At 73.6% G+C, this 15,885-nt stretch carries 12 protein-coding genes; 8 read left to right on the top strand and 4 right to left on the bottom strand.

From position 1 onward, the window contains the following. The first annotated feature begins 141 nt into the window (after window positions 1–141). A complete protein-coding gene (locus ACIHCL_RS11220) occupies window positions 142–2,448 on the top strand; it encodes a hypothetical protein (RefSeq protein WP_399859838.1) in 2,307 nt (768 codons plus the stop codon). Here ACIHCL_RS11220 and ACIHCL_RS11215 read toward each other — a convergent pair. The 3 genes from ACIHCL_RS11215 to ACIHCL_RS11205 form a co-directional block, all read right to left on the bottom strand. Continuing rightward, on the bottom strand, window positions 2,418–4,850 hold the full coding sequence (locus ACIHCL_RS11215) for a right-handed parallel beta-helix repeat-containing protein (protein ID WP_399859767.1): 2,433 nt from the start codon (window positions 4,848–4,850) through the stop codon (window positions 2,418–2,420). The two genes, ACIHCL_RS11220 and ACIHCL_RS11215, sit on opposite strands and share 31 nt — an antisense overlap. A gap of 151 nt (window positions 4,851–5,001) precedes the next feature. Next, entirely contained in the window at window positions 5,002–5,616 is a 615-nt protein-coding gene (locus ACIHCL_RS11210; RefSeq protein WP_399859765.1) for a hypothetical protein, read from the bottom strand. Window positions 5,617–5,930: 314 nt separating this feature from the next. Continuing rightward, window positions 5,931–6,410, bottom strand: a complete 480-nt coding sequence (locus ACIHCL_RS11205; protein ID WP_399859762.1) for a DUF6643 family protein — start codon at window positions 6,408–6,410, stop codon at window positions 5,931–5,933. A gap of 292 nt (window positions 6,411–6,702) precedes the next feature. On the opposite strand from ACIHCL_RS11205, the gene ACIHCL_RS11200 reads away from it, so the two are divergent. Then, complete coding sequence (locus ACIHCL_RS11200) at window positions 6,703–8,004, top strand: TerD family protein (protein WP_399859760.1); 1,302 nt, start codon at window positions 6,703–6,705, stop codon at window positions 8,002–8,004. A gap of 52 nt (window positions 8,005–8,056) precedes the next feature. On the opposite strand, the gene ACIHCL_RS11195 is transcribed toward ACIHCL_RS11200, so the two are convergent. Beyond that, window positions 8,057–9,229: a glycosyltransferase gene (locus ACIHCL_RS11195; protein ID WP_399859758.1), complete on the bottom strand. Its 1,173-nt coding sequence runs from the start codon at window positions 9,227–9,229 to the stop codon at window positions 8,057–8,059. 58 nt (window positions 9,230–9,287) lie between these two features. On the opposite strand from ACIHCL_RS11195, the gene ACIHCL_RS11190 reads away from it, so the two are divergent. The 6 genes from ACIHCL_RS11190 (at window position 9,288) to ACIHCL_RS11165 (ending at window position 15,883) form a co-directional block, all read left to right on the top strand. After that, window positions 9,288–10,073, top strand: coding sequence for a glutamate racemase (locus ACIHCL_RS11190; RefSeq protein WP_399859756.1), 786 nt, complete (start codon window positions 9,288–9,290; stop codon window positions 10,071–10,073). Between the two features lie 60 nt (window positions 10,074–10,133). Then, window positions 10,134–10,697, top strand: a complete 564-nt coding sequence (locus ACIHCL_RS11185; protein ID WP_399859754.1) for a hypothetical protein — start codon at window positions 10,134–10,136, stop codon at window positions 10,695–10,697. 99 nt (window positions 10,698–10,796) lie between these two features. Further along, on the top strand, window positions 10,797–12,404 hold the full coding sequence (gene lnt / locus ACIHCL_RS11180; RefSeq protein WP_399859752.1) for an apolipoprotein N-acyltransferase: 1,608 nt from the start codon (window positions 10,797–10,799) through the stop codon (window positions 12,402–12,404). Between the two features lie 229 nt (window positions 12,405–12,633). Beyond that, window positions 12,634–13,113, top strand: a complete 480-nt coding sequence (locus tag ACIHCL_RS11175; RefSeq protein WP_399859750.1) for an NUDIX hydrolase — start codon at window positions 12,634–12,636, stop codon at window positions 13,111–13,113. A 140-nt stretch (window positions 13,114–13,253) separates the two neighbouring features. Further along, window positions 13,254–14,705: a ricin-type beta-trefoil lectin domain protein gene (locus tag ACIHCL_RS11170; RefSeq protein ID WP_399859747.1), complete on the top strand. Its 1,452-nt coding sequence runs from the start codon at window positions 13,254–13,256 to the stop codon at window positions 14,703–14,705. Window positions 14,706–14,875: 170 nt separating this feature from the next. Continuing rightward, entirely contained in the window at window positions 14,876–15,883 is a 1,008-nt protein-coding gene (locus ACIHCL_RS11165) for a carbon-nitrogen hydrolase family protein (RefSeq protein WP_399859744.1), read from the top strand. Window positions 15,884–15,885: the final 2 nt, after the last annotated feature.

Raw genomic sequence — 15,885 nt, 5'->3', positions numbered from 1 at the left:
GCGATCCTGGTGATCAACCATCAGAACCCCCCCACGAGAGAGCGAGCCACCTCTGTGCCATCCGCCACCTCGGCCCCGTCGTCACCGGGGCCAGCGCTGGAACTGCTGGTCCACGGCGTGGGCGGCGCCACCCCCCAGGAGATGCTCGACGACCCCCGCGCGGTCCGGATCACCGGCGACGCGACCGCGGCCGTCTACCGGCGCCCCGAGGACACGGACGCCGAACAGCACCCGGAGCGGTACCGCGACCGCCCCATCGAAGAGGCCTACTGCTGGTCCAACCTCACCTCCGGCAACGGCTCCCGGGCACTGTGGCTGCTGCTGCTCCCGTTCATGGTCGTCAACCTCGCCCACTGGATGCGCCCCACCGCCCGGGCCCGGACCCGCGCGGTGCGTCTGTACGGCGTTCTCGTCCGGCTCGTCGCGCTCAGCCTCACGGTCCTGCTGACCGCCGCGGCGTGCGAGGTCGCCCTCGACCTGACGGCCTGGCAGTGCGCGGGCGTCGCGGACTGCTCCGGCCGGCGGTCCTGGCTCGGCTTCCTGTCGTCGGCGCAGGGAGGCTGGTGGTCCCAGCCGGGGCGGAGACTGGCCGTCGCCTCCCTGGTGCCCGCCGCCCTGGTAGGACTGCTGTGGTTCCTGTCCAACCGGACATGGAGCGCGTACGAGTCGCAGCGCCCGCTCACCGGCTCCCGGCAGGACGACACCGATCCGGCGGCCGGGGACGGCACGGGCGCAGCCGGGAACGGGGAGGCGAGCCGCCCGGCCCTCGGCAGGCCCGGCTTCTGGTACGGCCGACGGCTGGTCGCCCGGCTGCGCGCCGCCCACACCGCCGCCGGGTTCCTGACCGTCGCGGCGTTCGTCGCGGGCGCCGCGGCCCGCCACGACCGTGCCGCCGCCGGCCCCGTGCCCGGAGTGATCGGCCGCCTCATCGAGGCGGCCCTGGCAGGGGCCGCGCTGATCGTGCTCTGGGTCGTATGCCGCCGCGGACGCAGCGAACGGCGCCTGGACAACCGGCTCGACCGCGCCCTGATCACCTACCTGCCGGGGGTCGGCCTGACGCTGCTCGTCCTCGCCGGGGGATACGCCGCCTGGTCGCGCCCCGGTTGGATCTCCTCGGGCGCCCTGCCCGGCGACACCGCCTTCGGCATCCTCACGCTCGCCCAGGTGGTGCTGGTGCTCCTGCTCGCCGGGGTGGCCTTCGGCCTGTACCGCAGGACGCCCGAACCCCGCACCGTCCTGTACGGACTGGGCGGGCCGGTGGTGGCCATGCTCGCCTGCGCGCTCGGCGGCGTCATGACCGGCGGGGTCGCCCAGCGCGTCGCGGACTGGCTCGACGGCCCCGGCACCCCGGGCACGGACGGTGCCGTCATCGAGGGACCGCCGGTGCTGCTGAGCTGGCAGGCCGCGGTCATCCCGGTGCTGCTGGCGCTTCTCGTCGCCCCGGGCCTTCTGCTCCTCGCCCGAACCTGGCTCACCGTCCGCTCCCTGGAGCCCGGGATCGAGCGGGAGTACCGGCACGAGCAGCCGGATCAGGCCCGGACGCGGCAGATCGCCCGGATCAGGGCCGCGGCGGCCCTCACCGACTCCGCCCCCTCGATCGTCGGCCCGGTCGCCGGCGCCACACTGCTGCTGGGCGCGGCGGCGGTCGGCGGCGCGTGGGTGAGCGGAGAGGTGCCCGGAGAGGCGCTGAAGGGGAGCGGCCCGTTCGTCGAGTCCGTGGCCGCGGCGGCCCAGTCCACCGGCTCCTGGCTGATCGGGCTCGGCTTCATACTGTTCGTCACCTGGGGGCGGCGTGCCTACCGGGACGCCTCCGCACGGCGCACGATCGGCATCCTCTGGGACGTCGGCACGTTCTGGCCGCGCGCCGCCCACCCCTTCGCGCCGCCCTGCTACGCCGAGCGCGCCGTCCCGGACCTGGTGTCGCGGATGTCCGGCTGGACCGCGCTCACCCGTGGCCGGCTCGTCATCTCCGGTCACTCCCAGGGCAGCGTCCTGGCCGCGTCGGCGGTGTGGCAACTGCCCGCGCGGACCCGGAGCCGGGTCGCCCTGCTCACCTACGGTTCGCCGATCGAGCGCCTGTACGGGCGCTGGTTCCCCGCCTACTTCGGCGCCGTACCGCTGCACGGCCTGCACCGCACCGTGAACTGCTGGCGCAACCTCTGGCGGTCCACCGACCCGATCGGCGGCCGGGTCGGCCTCGGCGAGGCGTCGGGGCCCGCCGTGGACCGGGGGCCGCTGAAGGACCCCCTGGTCTACGGACGCACGCCCGAACACCCGCTGCCCGAACCCGTTCTGGGGCACTTCGACTACCAGGCCGACCCGGTCTTCGCCGAGGAGCGGGCCGCGCTGCTCGACCGCCTCGGCCCCCTCCTGCCTCAACAGGCGGCGGGGGACGAGACCTCGAAGTCCCCGCGCGCTCAGGGGAGTTCCGGCAGATCCTCCGGGTAGAGCAGGCTGAGGTCGTCCGTGCTCGGCGCGGAGAGCTGGGCGACCCGGCCCGCGTGCCGCTCCACCATCGACTCGAACGTCTGGCGCGCGGTGCGGCCGTTGCCGAAGGCCGGGCCCTTGGGAAGTTCGGTGAAGTACTTCAGCAGTGCCTCATCGGTCCCGGGGGCCAGGCTGTACTCGTGCTCGTCGGTCTGCTGCCCGACGATCCGGAGCAGTTCGGCGGGTTCGTAGTCGCCGAAGGTGATGGTCCGTGAGAAGCGGGAGGCCACCCCCGGGTTGATGGTGAGGAACCGCTCCATCTCGTGGGTGTACCCGGCGACGATCACGACCACCGCGTCCCGGTGGTCCTCCATCAGCTTCACGAGTGTGTCGATCGCCTCCCGGCCGAAGTCACGGCCGGAGTCCTCGGGCGACAGGGCGTACGCCTCGTCGATGAACAGCACCCCGCCGCGCGCCCGGTCGAACGCCTCCTGGGTGCGGATGGCGGTCGACCCGATGTGCTCACCGACCAGGTCGACGCGGGACACCTCGACCAGATGCCCCCGCTCCAGCACCCCGAGCGAGGCGAGGATCTCCCCGTACAACCGGGCCACGGTGGTCTTGCCGGTGCCGGGGGAGCCGGTGAAGACGAGGTGGCGCCGCACGGAGGCGGCCTTGAGCCCCGCCTCCTGGCGCCGCCGGCCGACCTCGATCATGTCGGTGAGGGCGCGCACCTCCCGCTTGACGCTGTCCAGGCCCACCAGGGCGTCCAGTTCACCGAGGACGGTGTCCGAGTCGCGCACCGGCCGGGCCGGCGGCTCCTCGGCCGGCGCGGGGTCCGCGGCGCGCGGTCCGGGCAGCGCGCCGAGCAGTCCGGGGGAGGCGGGCTGGGTCGCGGTCAGTACGGCGGGCGCGGCGGGGGAGCGCAGCGCGCTCTCGTCGCTCGTGCAGTCCTCCACCACGGGGCCCGTGCCCTGGCCGTCGCCGAGGGCGCCGCCCTCCGCGAACTCGTAACCGCCGCGGGCGCACCGCTCGGTGCGGCACCGGGTGAGTGTCGTGCGACAGCCGTCCATCACATGGAAGCCGTAGCCCTCGCTGCCGGTGACCCGGCAGCCGTGGAAGGTGCCGCGGCCCTCGGCGGAGACGTAGAAACCGGCCTCGGTGGGTGAGGTGACCGTGCACCGCTCGATCGTCGGGTCGGCCCCCTTGGTGACGATCACCCCGGTCTGCACCGTGTCGATGGTGCAGTTGTTCAGCGTCCCTGCGCTGCCGTGGTCGCGGAACCAGGCGCCGGTGGACGCCTCGCGGACGCGGCAGTCGTCGAGCTGGGCCGTCGCCCCGTCGCTGACCGACACCGCGGTGTTGCGGATCTGGGAGAGGTCGCTGTCGACGACGTCGGCGCGTGATCCCCGGTCGAGCACGAACAGGGCGTCCGGCACGTCGTGGACCCGGCAGGAGTCCAGTACCACCGTCGCCCCGTCGCTCACCCAGACGGCGGGGTAGTCCCCCGTGCTGTCGTGGATCTCGCACTGGTTGGCGTCGACACGGGTGCCCGGGTCCCAGACCGAGAGCCCGTTGCGGCCGAACCGGCGCACCGTGGAGCGGGTCAGCGTCAGGACCGAGCGGGAACGCAGATCCACCGCGTTCTCCGGGACGTCGTGGATGTCGCAGTCGGCCAGGGTCAGCACGGCGTCGGTGTCGAGTGTGATCCCGTCCGCCGACGTGCGGTGCACCGTGCAGTCGGTGAGATGGGCCGCCGCGCGGGCCGACACCTGGATCCCGCAGCCCTTGATCTCGTACACCTCGCAGCCGACGGCCTCCAGTCCGCTGCCCTCGCCGATGACGCTCAGCCCCGCGCCGGAGGCGTGGTGGACCCGGCAGCGCTCCAGGCGCGGATGCGCGCCGTCGCGTACCGACACGCCGGACTGCCCGGCCGAGACGACCTCGCACTGCTCGAACGCCCCGCCCGCGCCGTCGAGTACGGCGATGCCGGCCCCGGCCGGGTTGTCGACCGTGCAGCGGCGCACCGTCGGCCGGGCCGCCCCGCGCACCTCGATCCCGGCGGCCGACCGCGTGACGATGCGCAGATCCGCGAGCTCCGGTGCCCCGTCCTCGACCAGCACCGCCGGGGCCGTCGAGTCCTGGCCCTCCACGTGCACGTCGGTGACGACGGCGGAGGCGCGGACGGTCAGCGGGACGCCGTCCACCGGCGCGATCCGCACCGAGCCGGCCGAGCCCTCGGGCCCGCGCAGCGTCACCGCGCGGTGCAGGACCAGATTCTCCCGGTAGGTGCCCGGCGCGACGGTGAGGACGTCGCCGTCCGCCGCGGCCTCCAGGGCGGCGGTGAGGGTGGGGTATTCCCCTGTGCGGCGCCGCCACCGCGATGTTCCGGCGTGCGTCACCTGGACCGTGCCCTGTGCCATGGCGCTGTTGTGCCCCCACCTCGTGCGTGTGTGTCGTCCGTGCCACCGGCTCTGGGGCAGCGGCGCACACGGGTCCGCCCGCCGAGGAAGCGGGCGGGCCGGTCCACCGTAGCGCGCGTGGCGGACGGGAGTTGACCCGAGCGGCCGCCGATCAGGTGCCGGTTCCGGTTCTGCCCCAGTCCGGACCGGTCTCGGTCCAGGCGTGGTCGATCCGTGCGTACCGTCCGCGGACCATGTGCCGGACGATCAGGCGGCGGGCGGACTCGATCAGCCCGGCGGTGAGCATCGCCGCCCCGAGCCCGGCCAGCACCGCGTGCGAGCGGGCCGTCGCCGCGTCCATGGGGCGCGGCACGGCGTGGCCCGTGCGGTCCGTCCAGATCCTGACCACGGTTTTGGGGGAGGTCCTTCCGGGCGGCGCGGTCACCGTACCGCGGCGCTCCGTGCCGTCCGGGGCCTTCCAGCGTGCCACCACCGACCTCCGCGCGCTGTGCTCGGAGGACCTCTCCGGCTCGGTGGCGCGAGGACGGGGCGACGCCGGGGACGGGCGCAGCACGACGGCCGTCGTGGCGATCCGCTCCGCCCGCTCGGCGCGGGCCGTCCGCTGCAGCGCGTCGTCCGCGAGCGCCCCGCAGACCGCGCCCAGGGCCGGTGCCACCAGCGTCATCAGAACCAGCGCGACCAGGGCCGTCCATGCCTCGCGCCGGTCGGTGGCGCGACAGAGCGGATTGTGCCGCCAACGCCACACCCCCTCGGCCGCTCGCACCATCCCGCGCCCCCTTCCGTATCCGTCGCGGCCCCGCACGGCGCTCCCCACGCCCCGGACCGGCGAGCCGGACCGAGCGGAGGCCGGGCGCGGTCCGGCACACCCCGCGTCCCCAACCGGTGCAGCGGAGCGCGGCCTCACCCGCCCGGGGCCGAACGGACCGGCCGCGCGGGGCCCGTCGGCGTGCGGTTGACGGCGCGTCCGACGCCGACGCGGCCGCGAGCGGAATGCGCGGGAACGACGAGGTCGCCGACGAGTCCCCATGGCTCGACGGCGACCTCGGTGCGACCGTGCGCGACTCCCGTTGCCTGGCCCTCTCAGTACCCCCGGCCCTGGTAGGGGTGCTGGTACGGGTCCTCGTAAGGAGCGGGCGCCGGGGCGGGGCGCGGTGCCGCCGGGCGCATCGCCTCGTACCCCGTGGCGGGGGCGGGCCGCTGCTGCTGCGGCGGCGGCGGATAGGGCGCCGGGTACCCGCCGCGGGCCGCGGTCGGCTGCGGGGGGATGTACGGCGCCGGGGCGCTCTGCAACTGCGGGGGCTGCGTCGGCGCGTACCCCTGCTGGGGCGGCTGCTGGTAGCCGTACGGCGGGGCGGGCTGGGAGGGTGCCGCCGGAAGGGCGGGCAGTGCCGCCGGGAGGGCCGGCAGATGGCCGCCTCCGGTGTCGTAGGCGGCGGGTACTCGGATCGGGGCGATCTGAGGGGTGCCCCGCTCCGCGACCAGGGAGTCGTAGATCGGAGTGTCGGAGAACGACGACGCAGCGTAGTAGCCGCTGCCGTAGGTGGAGCGGGGGGACGTCATACCCCCTAAGTTAAGCCCACGACGAGGCGGTTGGGGAGTCCGACAAGAGGGTTGTTTTGCGTGGTGCGGGGGAACCTCGTTCCCCAATGCGAGCGAACTTGGGAAAAAGGGGCACCAAAGTGTGACGGGATCGTGTAAAGAGGCGAGTTCTTGGTGGATGAACGGCTGATCACCGGACGTCTTCCCGTCGACGAGCGGTTGAACGCCGGACTCACCGCGCACCGTTGTGCACCCCGCGGCGGACGGGGCATTAGGTTGGCGGAAGAATGACCTTCGGTCGGCCGGACTCGCGATGGGGGCGATCATGACCATGATGAAAGGCGCCAATGTTCCGGTGCCGACTCGATCCGTGCGGGTCGAATTGGGGTGGCGCACCTCTCCGGGGACGCCGGGCGTGGACGGATCGGCACTTCTGCTCGTATCGGGAAAGGTGCGCGGCGACGCCGACTTCGTTTTCTACAACCAGCCCGCCCATCCCTCCGGTGCGGTACGCCACGAGGGCAGGCGGACCACCGGTGACGGGGTGACGGACAACCTCGCCGTCGACCTGGCACGCGTCGAGCCGGCCATCGAGCGCGTCGTCCTGGCCGCCTCCGCGGACGGCGGCACCTTCGGCCAGGTGACGGGGCTGTACATACGGGTCACGGACGCGGCGGACGGAGCGGAGATCGCCCGCTTCGACAGCGCGGACGCGACCGTCGAGACTGCGTTCATCCTCGGCGAGCTCTACCGTCGCCAGGGCGGCTGGAAATTCCGCGCCGTGGGGCAGGGGTACGCCACCGGTCTGGAGGGTCTGGCGACGGACTTCGGAATTTCCGTCGATGAACCGCAGAGTCCCGAGGCGTATCCCCAACCTCAATCACCTCAACAGGCCCAGCATTCAACGCCCGTCGGTCGACTTCCCCCGCCCGTTCCCGCGTTCCCGCCGGCCACGCCCCCCGCCCCGTCCGCCCCCGTCCGGCTCACGAAGGTCACGCTCACCAAACACGCTCCGACCGTCTCCCTCGCCAAACAGGGCGGCACTTCCGGGCTTCTCCGCGTCAATCTCAACTGGGAAGTCCGCAAACAGTTCACGGGATGGGGGAGCAAACTCGGCAGGGCCGTCGCCCACCACGCCGATCTCGACCTCGATCTGTGCGCCCTCTATGAACTCGCCGACGGTCGCAAGGGAGTCGTGCAGGCACTCGGGAACGCGTTCGGCGCGCTCGGGCAGCCCCCCTACATCCATCTCGACGGCGACGACCGCACCGGCGCCGTCGCCACCGGAGAGAACCTCACCGTCAACCTCGACCAGAAGGACAAGTTCCGCCGCGTCCTGATCTTCGTCACCATCTACGAGGGCGCCCGGAGCTTCGCCGATCTCCACGCGACCGTCACCCTCCAGCCCCAGAACGGCGCCCCGATCGACTTCTCGCTCGACGAGTGCACTGTCCCGTCCACCGTCTGCGCCCTCGCCCTCCTCACCAACGACGGCGGAGACCTCACCGTGCAGCGCGAGGCCCGCTACCTCGTGCCCGAGCGCGGAGTCAGCCCGCAGCGCACCATCGACTACGCCTACGGGTGGGGGATGAACTGGACGCCCGGCCGCAAATGACCCCCCGGACGTCCGGCCGGCACCGGTGCCACCGGACCACGGCCGGCTCCGTTCACCGGTCGGGCGCGGCCTCGGGGCGGGCGTATGTGCGACCCTTCCAGGCCGCGCCCCGCCCCCGGTGGTGCAGCACCGCCGAGTCGACGGTCATCAGCAGGTACAGCAGGGCGGTGAACGGCAGCAGCGGCGCCGTCCACGGCGACTGCCGGTAGTAGCGCAGCATCGGCAGGAACGTCCCGGTCATCACCGCCCACGCCGCACCGCCCGCCCACGCCGCCACCGGATCACCGCTCAGCAGGCCCGCGACGAGTGCGACCGGTGGCGCGAGGTACACCAGCGAGAGCCCCAGCACCGTTCCGACGAGCAGCACCGGACTGTGCCTCAGCTGGGCGTACGCGCTCCGCGACACCATCCGCCACAGATCGGCCAGACGGGGGTACGGGCGCACGCTGTCCACCCGCTCCGCGAGCCCCAGCCAGATCCGCCCGCCGTCGCGCCGCACCGCCCTGGCCAGGGAGACATCGTCGATCACCGCCTGCCGGATCGAGTCCGGCACCCGGGCCCGGTCCGCGGCCCGCGTCCGCAGCAGCACGCACCCGCCGGCCGCCGCCGCGGTGCGCGCCCCCGCCCGGTTCACCCACCGGAACGGATAGAGCTGCGAGAAGAAGTACACGAAGGCGGGCACGACCAGGCGCTCCCAGACGCTCGACACCCGCAGCCGGGCCATCTGCGAGACCAGGTCGAAGCCGCCTGAAACGGCGGCGGAGACCAGCTCCCGCAGGCTGTCCGGCTCATGCGCGATGTCGGCGTCCGTCAGCAGCAGGTACTCCGGCCGCCGGGCCCTGGCCAGCGCGATCCCGTGCCGCACGGCCCAGAGCTTGCCCGTCCAGCCCGGTTCCGGCTCGCCCGGCGAGGCCACCGTGACCGGCAGCCCCCCGTACCGTACGGACAGCGCGCGGGCGACGTCCCCGGTCCCGTCCCCGCTGGAGTCGTCGATGAGGAAGACCTCCGCGGCACCCGGATAGTCCTGCGCCAGCAGCGAGGGCAGACTCACCGGTAACATGTCCGCTTCGTCACGCGCGGGCACGACGATCGCGACCGACGGCCAGTGCTCCGGGTTCCGGCGGACCGGCATCCGCTGGTCCGTGCGCCAGAAGAACCCCTGTCCCAGCAGCAGCCACACCCACGCGGCCAGTGAACCCACGGCGATCCAGGCAATGGCACTCATTCGCCGCAGTCTGCCCCACAGCGACGGAATCGCAAGGGCGGTCGACTATGGTGACCGGGTGAAGATCGCGCTCATGGACTCCGGGATCGGCCTGCTCGCGGCAGCGGGGGCGATGCGCCGGCTGAGACCCGACGCCGATCTCGTGCTCTCCTCCGACCCCGGTGGCATGCCCTGGGGGCCGCGCACGCCCGAAGACCTCACCGCCCGCGCGCTGGACGTGGCCCGCGCCGCCGCCGCCCAGCGGCCGGACGCACTGATCGTCGCCTGCAACACGGCCTCCGTGCACGCCCTGCCGACGCTGCGCGCCGAACTGGAACCCGCGCTGCCGGTCATCGGCACCGTTCCCGCCATCAAGCCCTCCGCCGCGGGCGGCGGACCCGTCGCGATCTGGGCCACACCCGCCACCACCGGCAGCCCCTACCAGCGCGGACTCATCCGGGAATTCGCGGGCTGCGTCGAGGTCGCCGAGATCCCGTGCCCGGGGCTCGCCGACGCCGTGGAGCACGCGGACCAAGCGGCCATCGACCGCGCCGTCGCCGCGGCCGCCGCGCTCACCCCGCGCGACGTGCGGTCCGTGGTCCTCGGCTGCACCCACTATGAACTGGTCGCCGAACGCATCCGTGCCGCCCTGCGGGAGCGCGGCCTGCCCCCCGTCACGCTGCACGGGTCCGCCGGTGCCGTCGCCGCCCAGGCGCTGCGCCGGATCGGGGCGGCACCCGCTCCGTCGGCCCAACCGGCCGGAAGTCTCACCGTCCTCCTCGACGGGCACCCGGGCGACCTCCCCCCGGCCGCCCTGGCCTACGCGGAGGGGCGGCTGCTGGGTGCCGTCGCCCCCGTCCGCTGACCCCCTCACGGGCCCTTCGACGGGCCTCCCGCGCGCGGTCCCTTGAGTACGCTGCTTGACATGAGGGACCACCCCCGAGAACCAAGGCACAACGGGGCCGAGTCCGACTCCGACGTCTGGGTCGGCCGGGCCACCAACCGGGCCCAATGGGTGCTGGCCGCCGCGGGCGCCGCCTGTCTGGCGCTCGGTGTCCAGCTGGCCGTCACCTCCGACTGGACCTCCGGACGCGCCCCGCTGCTGATGTCCGTGATCGGCTGCGTGGCCGCCGGACTGCTCATGCTCTTCGGCACCCTCGCCTTCGTGAACGTGGCGGTCAGGGTCGACGGCGACGCCCTTGAGGTGCGGTGCGGCCACATGGGCCTGCCGCGCCGCCGGATCCTGCTGACCCATGTGGTGGGCGCGGAGTTCGCACCCCGGGTCACCCCGCGGCAGTGGGGTGGCTGGGGCTACCGCTGGCGCCCCGAGCAGGGCACCGCCGTGGTGGTCCGCCGGGGCGAGGGCCTGGTGCTCCGACTCGGCGACGGACGGACGTTCACCATCACGGTCGACGACGCCGAGGCGGGCGCCCGGTTCATCCGGGAACGCCTGCACCTGCCGACGAAGGGCGCGGCGGCCGGGACCTGAGCGGGACGAGGCGGACGACCGGGGCGCCGACGCCCCCCGGACCGGCGGCACGGGGGCGGGAATGCCGGGCGCACAGCCGATGACCGTAGACTCCGCCGGGTGAGCGCCACCATCACGTCACTGGACGACCCGCAGCGACCCGTCCCCGCTTCCGCGCCCGCGCCCGGACGGGGACGGCTGATCCCCGTCCTCGTACGGTCCGCGGCGGCCGTCGTCTCCGGGGCCCTGCTGTACCTCAGCTTCCCGCCCAGGCCCCTGTGGTGGCTGGTCCTGCCCGGCTTCGCCCTGCTCGGCTGGGTGCTCCACGGACGCCGGCCGCGCGCCGGATTCGGTCTCGGTCTGCTCGCCGGGCTGGGGTTCATGCTGCCGCTGCTGCGCTGGACGGGCGAGGAGGTCGGTCCGGTGCCGTGGCTGGCACTCGCCGCGGCCGAGGCGCTGTTCATCGCCGTCGGCTGCGCCGGGATCTCCGCCGTCTCACGGCTCGCCTGCTGGCCGGGGTGGGCGGCCGCGGTCTGGACCCTGGACGAGGCAGTCCGGGCCCGGGTGCCGTTCGGCGGCTTCCCGTGGGGGAAGATCGCCTTCGGGCAGGCGGACAGCGTGTTTCTGCCGCTCGCGGCGGTGGGCGGCACGCCGCTGCTCTCCTTCGCCGTGGTGCTGTGCGGCTTCGGCCTCTACGAGGCGGTACGCCGGTTCCGTACCTACCGGAGCACACGCGAGGTCCCCCGGGGCGCCGTGGCCGCCACGGCGGCCTGCGTCCTCGCCCCCGTCGCCGCCGCGTTCGCCGCCGTGCCGCTCGTGGACGACTCGGCCGAGAACGGCACCGCGACCGTCGCCGCGATCCAGGGCAACGTGCCCAGGCTCGGGCTCGACTTCAACGCCCAACGCCGCGCCGTCCTCGACAACCACGCGCGCCGCACCGAGCAGCTCGCCCGGGACGTGAAGGAGGGCAAGGCGCCCCGGCCCGACTTCGTGCTGTGGCCGGAGAACTCCTCCGACCTCGACCCCTACCGCAACGTGGACGCCCGGACCGTCATCGACCAGGCGGTGAACGCGATCGGCGTGCCCACCGTGATCGGGTCGGTGCTCACACCCGACACGGGCCGTCTGCGCAACACCCTCATCCGGTGGGAACCGGGGAAGGGACCCGTCGAAACCTACGACAAGCGCCACATCCAGCCCTTCGGCGAGTACATCCCGATGCGCTCCGTCGCCCGCTTCTTCAGCTCCGACGTGGACCGGGTGCGGCGGGAATTCGGCCCCGGGAACAAGGTCGGCGTCTTCGACCTGTCCGGCACCCGCACCGGGCTCGTGACCTGTTACGAGGCGGCGTTCGACGACGCGGTGCGGGACACCGTCGACCAGGGGGCCCGGCTGATCGCCGTGCCCAGCAACAACGCCACCTTCGGGCACAGCGAGATGACCTACCAGCAGCTCGCCATGTCCAGGGTCCGGGCGGTCGAGCACAGCAGGACCGTCGTCGTCCCCGTCACCAGCGGGGTCAGCGCGATCATCCGGCCCGATGGGACCGTCGTGCAGCAGACGAAGCTGTTCACCGCGGACGCGCTCGTCGACGAGGTGCCCCTGCGGTCCTCGCTGACGCCCGCGACCCGCATGGGCGCGCTCCCCGAGGCCGTGCTCGCGCTGATCGCCGCGGCGGGGCTCGGCTGGACCGCCGTCCGTGCGGTACGGCTCCGGCGCGGCCGGTGAAGCAGGAGGCTCCGGTTTCCCGGAGCGGGTGCAGTACCGCCGCGCAATGACGGTTGACCGCCGCACGGACGGCTGCGCGCGCGGGCGGATCGTAGGCGAGGCCGGCCGCCGAGGTCAGGGCGCGTTCGGACTCGCCCCCGTCTGACCGCTCCCGGGCGCCCCCGCCGTACCCCGTGCGCCGCTCCGCTGATCAACCGGGCACGGCGGGACGACGGCTATGGTCGGGCCCATGGGCACTCCTGAGTTCATCCGCAGGATCCGCGCCACCGCGGGCCATCAGTTGCTCCTGTTGCCGGGGGCGACCGCCGTGGTCTTCGACGACGAGGGCAGAGTGCTGCTCGGGCGGCGTTCCGACACCGGCAGATGGGCGCTGATCGGGGGCATCTGCGAGCCGGGCGAGCAGCCTGCGGCGACGGCGGAGCGAGAGGTGTACGAGGAGACCGCCGTGCACTGCGCGGCGGAGCGGGTGGTGCTCACCCAGGCCCTCGAACCGGTCGAGTACGACAACGGGGACCGCTGCCAGTACCTCGACGTCACGTTCCGCTGCCGGGCGACCGGCGGCGAGGCGCGGGTGAACGACGACGAGTCGCTGGAGGTGGGCTGGTACCCGGTGGACGCGCTGCCGCCGCTGAACGAGTTCTCGTCGTTCAGGATCAAGCAGGCGCTGACCGACGGGCCCACCTGGTTCGAACCCACCGCCCGGCCCTGACCACGGCCCCGCCGGCCGTCACCTCGGGTCCGTTCGGCGGGTACGGCGCCGGGCCGACGAGCACGTGTCCGACCCGCCGACCGGGTGTGCCGCGCGGCGGGTCGGTTGGTTCCGGGCGTCCACGCGGTGATCATCCGCAGATGGACCACCACGCGCGGGAGAAGGCTTGGAACGGCCGTCGCGCCGTCCGCCGCACGCTGGCGGCGGCCGCGGCGCTCTGCTCCCTGCTCGGCCCCGCCTCCGCCTTCGCGCCCGCCCCGCCCTCGGGACCCGGCACGGCGGCCGCACCACAGGCGGAGCCGTTCCGGTGCCGTCGCACCCTGGTGGGCGTGGCGCACCCCGACGACGACCTGTTCTTCCTGAACCCGGAGATCGCGCGGACGATCCGGGCGGCATGCCCGGTCCACACCGTGTACCTGACCGCGGGGGACGACGCCATCCGCGACCGCACCAAGGCACTGGAGTACGTGGACCGCAGGGAGTACGGGGTACGGGCGGCCTACGAGGCCATGGCGGGGGCCGTCGGCGGCTGGAAGCGGTCCGACGTGCGGGTCGGCGAAGCCCGCGTCCGGTCGTTCCTGCTGGCCGGCCGAGAGGCCGGCGCCGAGATCCGGCTCACCTTCCTCGATCTCCACGACGGGCTTCCGCACGGTCAGGAGGCCGACAGCGTGCTCAGGCTCTTCGACGGGAGCAGGCACAGCGTCCGCGGATTCCCGGACGGCCCCGACTACACCGAGGAACGGCTGGCCACGACCCTGCGCACCCTGGTCGGGACCGGTCGCGCGGAGCGCATCCTGACCATGGACCACGACAACGCGTCCTTCGCCTTCGGCCTCGGCGGCGGCGTCGACCACAGCGACCACGGCATCGCCGCCCGGTACTTCAGAAGTGCGGGCTACGCCCTCGGGGTTCCCGTGACCTCGTACCTCGGCTACCGGATGTCGCCGCTGAGCGCCAACCTCACGTCCGCGCAGACCGCCGAGAAGGAGCGGGTGGTGCGCTGGTACGTCGCCCGGCGCCGGTGCCCCGCCACCGGCGGGTGCGCGGAGGTGCCGCCCTACCTCGGTCCGCTCCAGGAGGACTGGAATCTGTGGGTCCGTCGGCAGTACACACAGGCGCACCGGTCTCCGGGGCCCGGCGAGATCCTCGGGGACATCGGACGGACCACGTACGCCTCCGGTCCGGACCCGGTCCGTTGCCTCGACGCGGCGGGAAACCCGGCGAGGACCCGGGCGGTCCGCATCCGCGCATGCGACGGATCCCCGGCCCAGCGGTGGCGGATGCGGCCCGACGGCACCATCGGCCTCAGGGACGAACCGGACTCCTGCCTCACGGCCGTCGGCACCGGAGCCGCGCTGCGACCCTGCCGGGGCGGCGCCGCGGACCAGCGGTGGACCCGTGTGCCGTGGCAGAGCCCGACGTGGAGGCGTACGGCATGGCGGATCGAGGACGCCGACCACCGCTGCCTGTACCAGGACGACCGCCGACTGCCCTCCCGCTGGGACAGCCGGGACCATGCCGACCCCCAACTGGTCCGCACCGACTGCACCGGGCCGGCCCGCCCCGAACAGTACTGGCGATGGGGCGGGTGACCAGACGATTCCGGCGCTACCGGCGCACGACGCGGTGAAGGATGGCACACTGCCACCGACCGACCCGCCGACGCATCCGGGGCCGGCGCGCCCCGGACTCCCCGGCGGCGTCCGGATCGCCCATCACCGTGGTGCGCGCCGTCTTACAGGGGGCTTTGATGCCATCTCCCGTGTCAGGGAAGCGAACCGTCGCGGCGGTGCACGCCGCGCCGGTGTTCATGGACACCGAGGCGACCGTCGACAAGGCCGTCGGCTTCGTCGAACAGGCCGGCCGGGAGGGCATCGACCTGCTGGTGTTCCCCGAGACCTTCGTGCCCGGCTACCCGTACTGGATCGAGGCCTACGCCCCGCTGGACCAGCAGAGCGCCAACGCCGCCTACGCCGAGGCGTCCGTCGAGGTGCCCGGACCGCAGATCGACCGGGTCCGCTCCGCCTGCCGCCGAGCCGGGGTCGGGGTGGTCCTCGGCGTCAGCGAACGGCTCGCGGGCACCCGTACCTGTTTCAACAGCCAGGTCTTCATCGACCCCGACGGCACTCTCCTCGGAATGCACCGCAAGCTCCAGCCCACCTACGCCGAACGGATCGTGTGGGCCCAGGGCGGCGGCGCGACGCTCGGCGTGTTCGACAGCGCCCTCGGCCGGATCGGCGGCCTGGTCTGCTGGGAGCACACCATGAACCTGGCCCGGCATGCCCTGGTCCTCCAGGGCCAGGAGATCCACGCGGCGGCCTGGCCCGGCCTGTCCACCATGGCCGGCTTCGAGGCCGTCGCCGACGTCCAGATCGACGCCATGATGAAGACGCACGCGCTCACCGCCCAGTGCTTCGTGGTCGCCGCGGGCAACCCGGTCGACGCGACGTGCCTGCGGTGGATGGCCGACACCGTCGGGCCGCAGCGGCACATCACCGAGGGCGGCGGCTGGTCCGCCGTGATCCATCCCTTCAACCAGTACCTGGCCGCTCCGCACACCGGCCCCGAGGAGCGGCTCGTCACCGCCGGGATCGACCTCGCCGACATCGCCGCCGTCAAGGTCTGGGTCGACTCGCGCGGCCACTACGCGCGCCCCGAGGTCCTCGGCCTGCGCGTCGACCGGCGCCCGCTCTGGCACGACGAGGGCGACCGCGGGTGGCCCACCGCCCCGGACGAGGACATCGCCGTGCCCGCGAGCGACGCGGACTGAGA

The sequence above is a fragment of the Streptomyces sp. NPDC052042 genome (assembly GCF_044548345.1).
Classification (GTDB): Bacteria; Actinomycetota; Actinomycetes; order Streptomycetales; family Streptomycetaceae; genus Streptomyces.
This window is presented reverse-complemented; position numbering and strand designations above follow the sequence as displayed.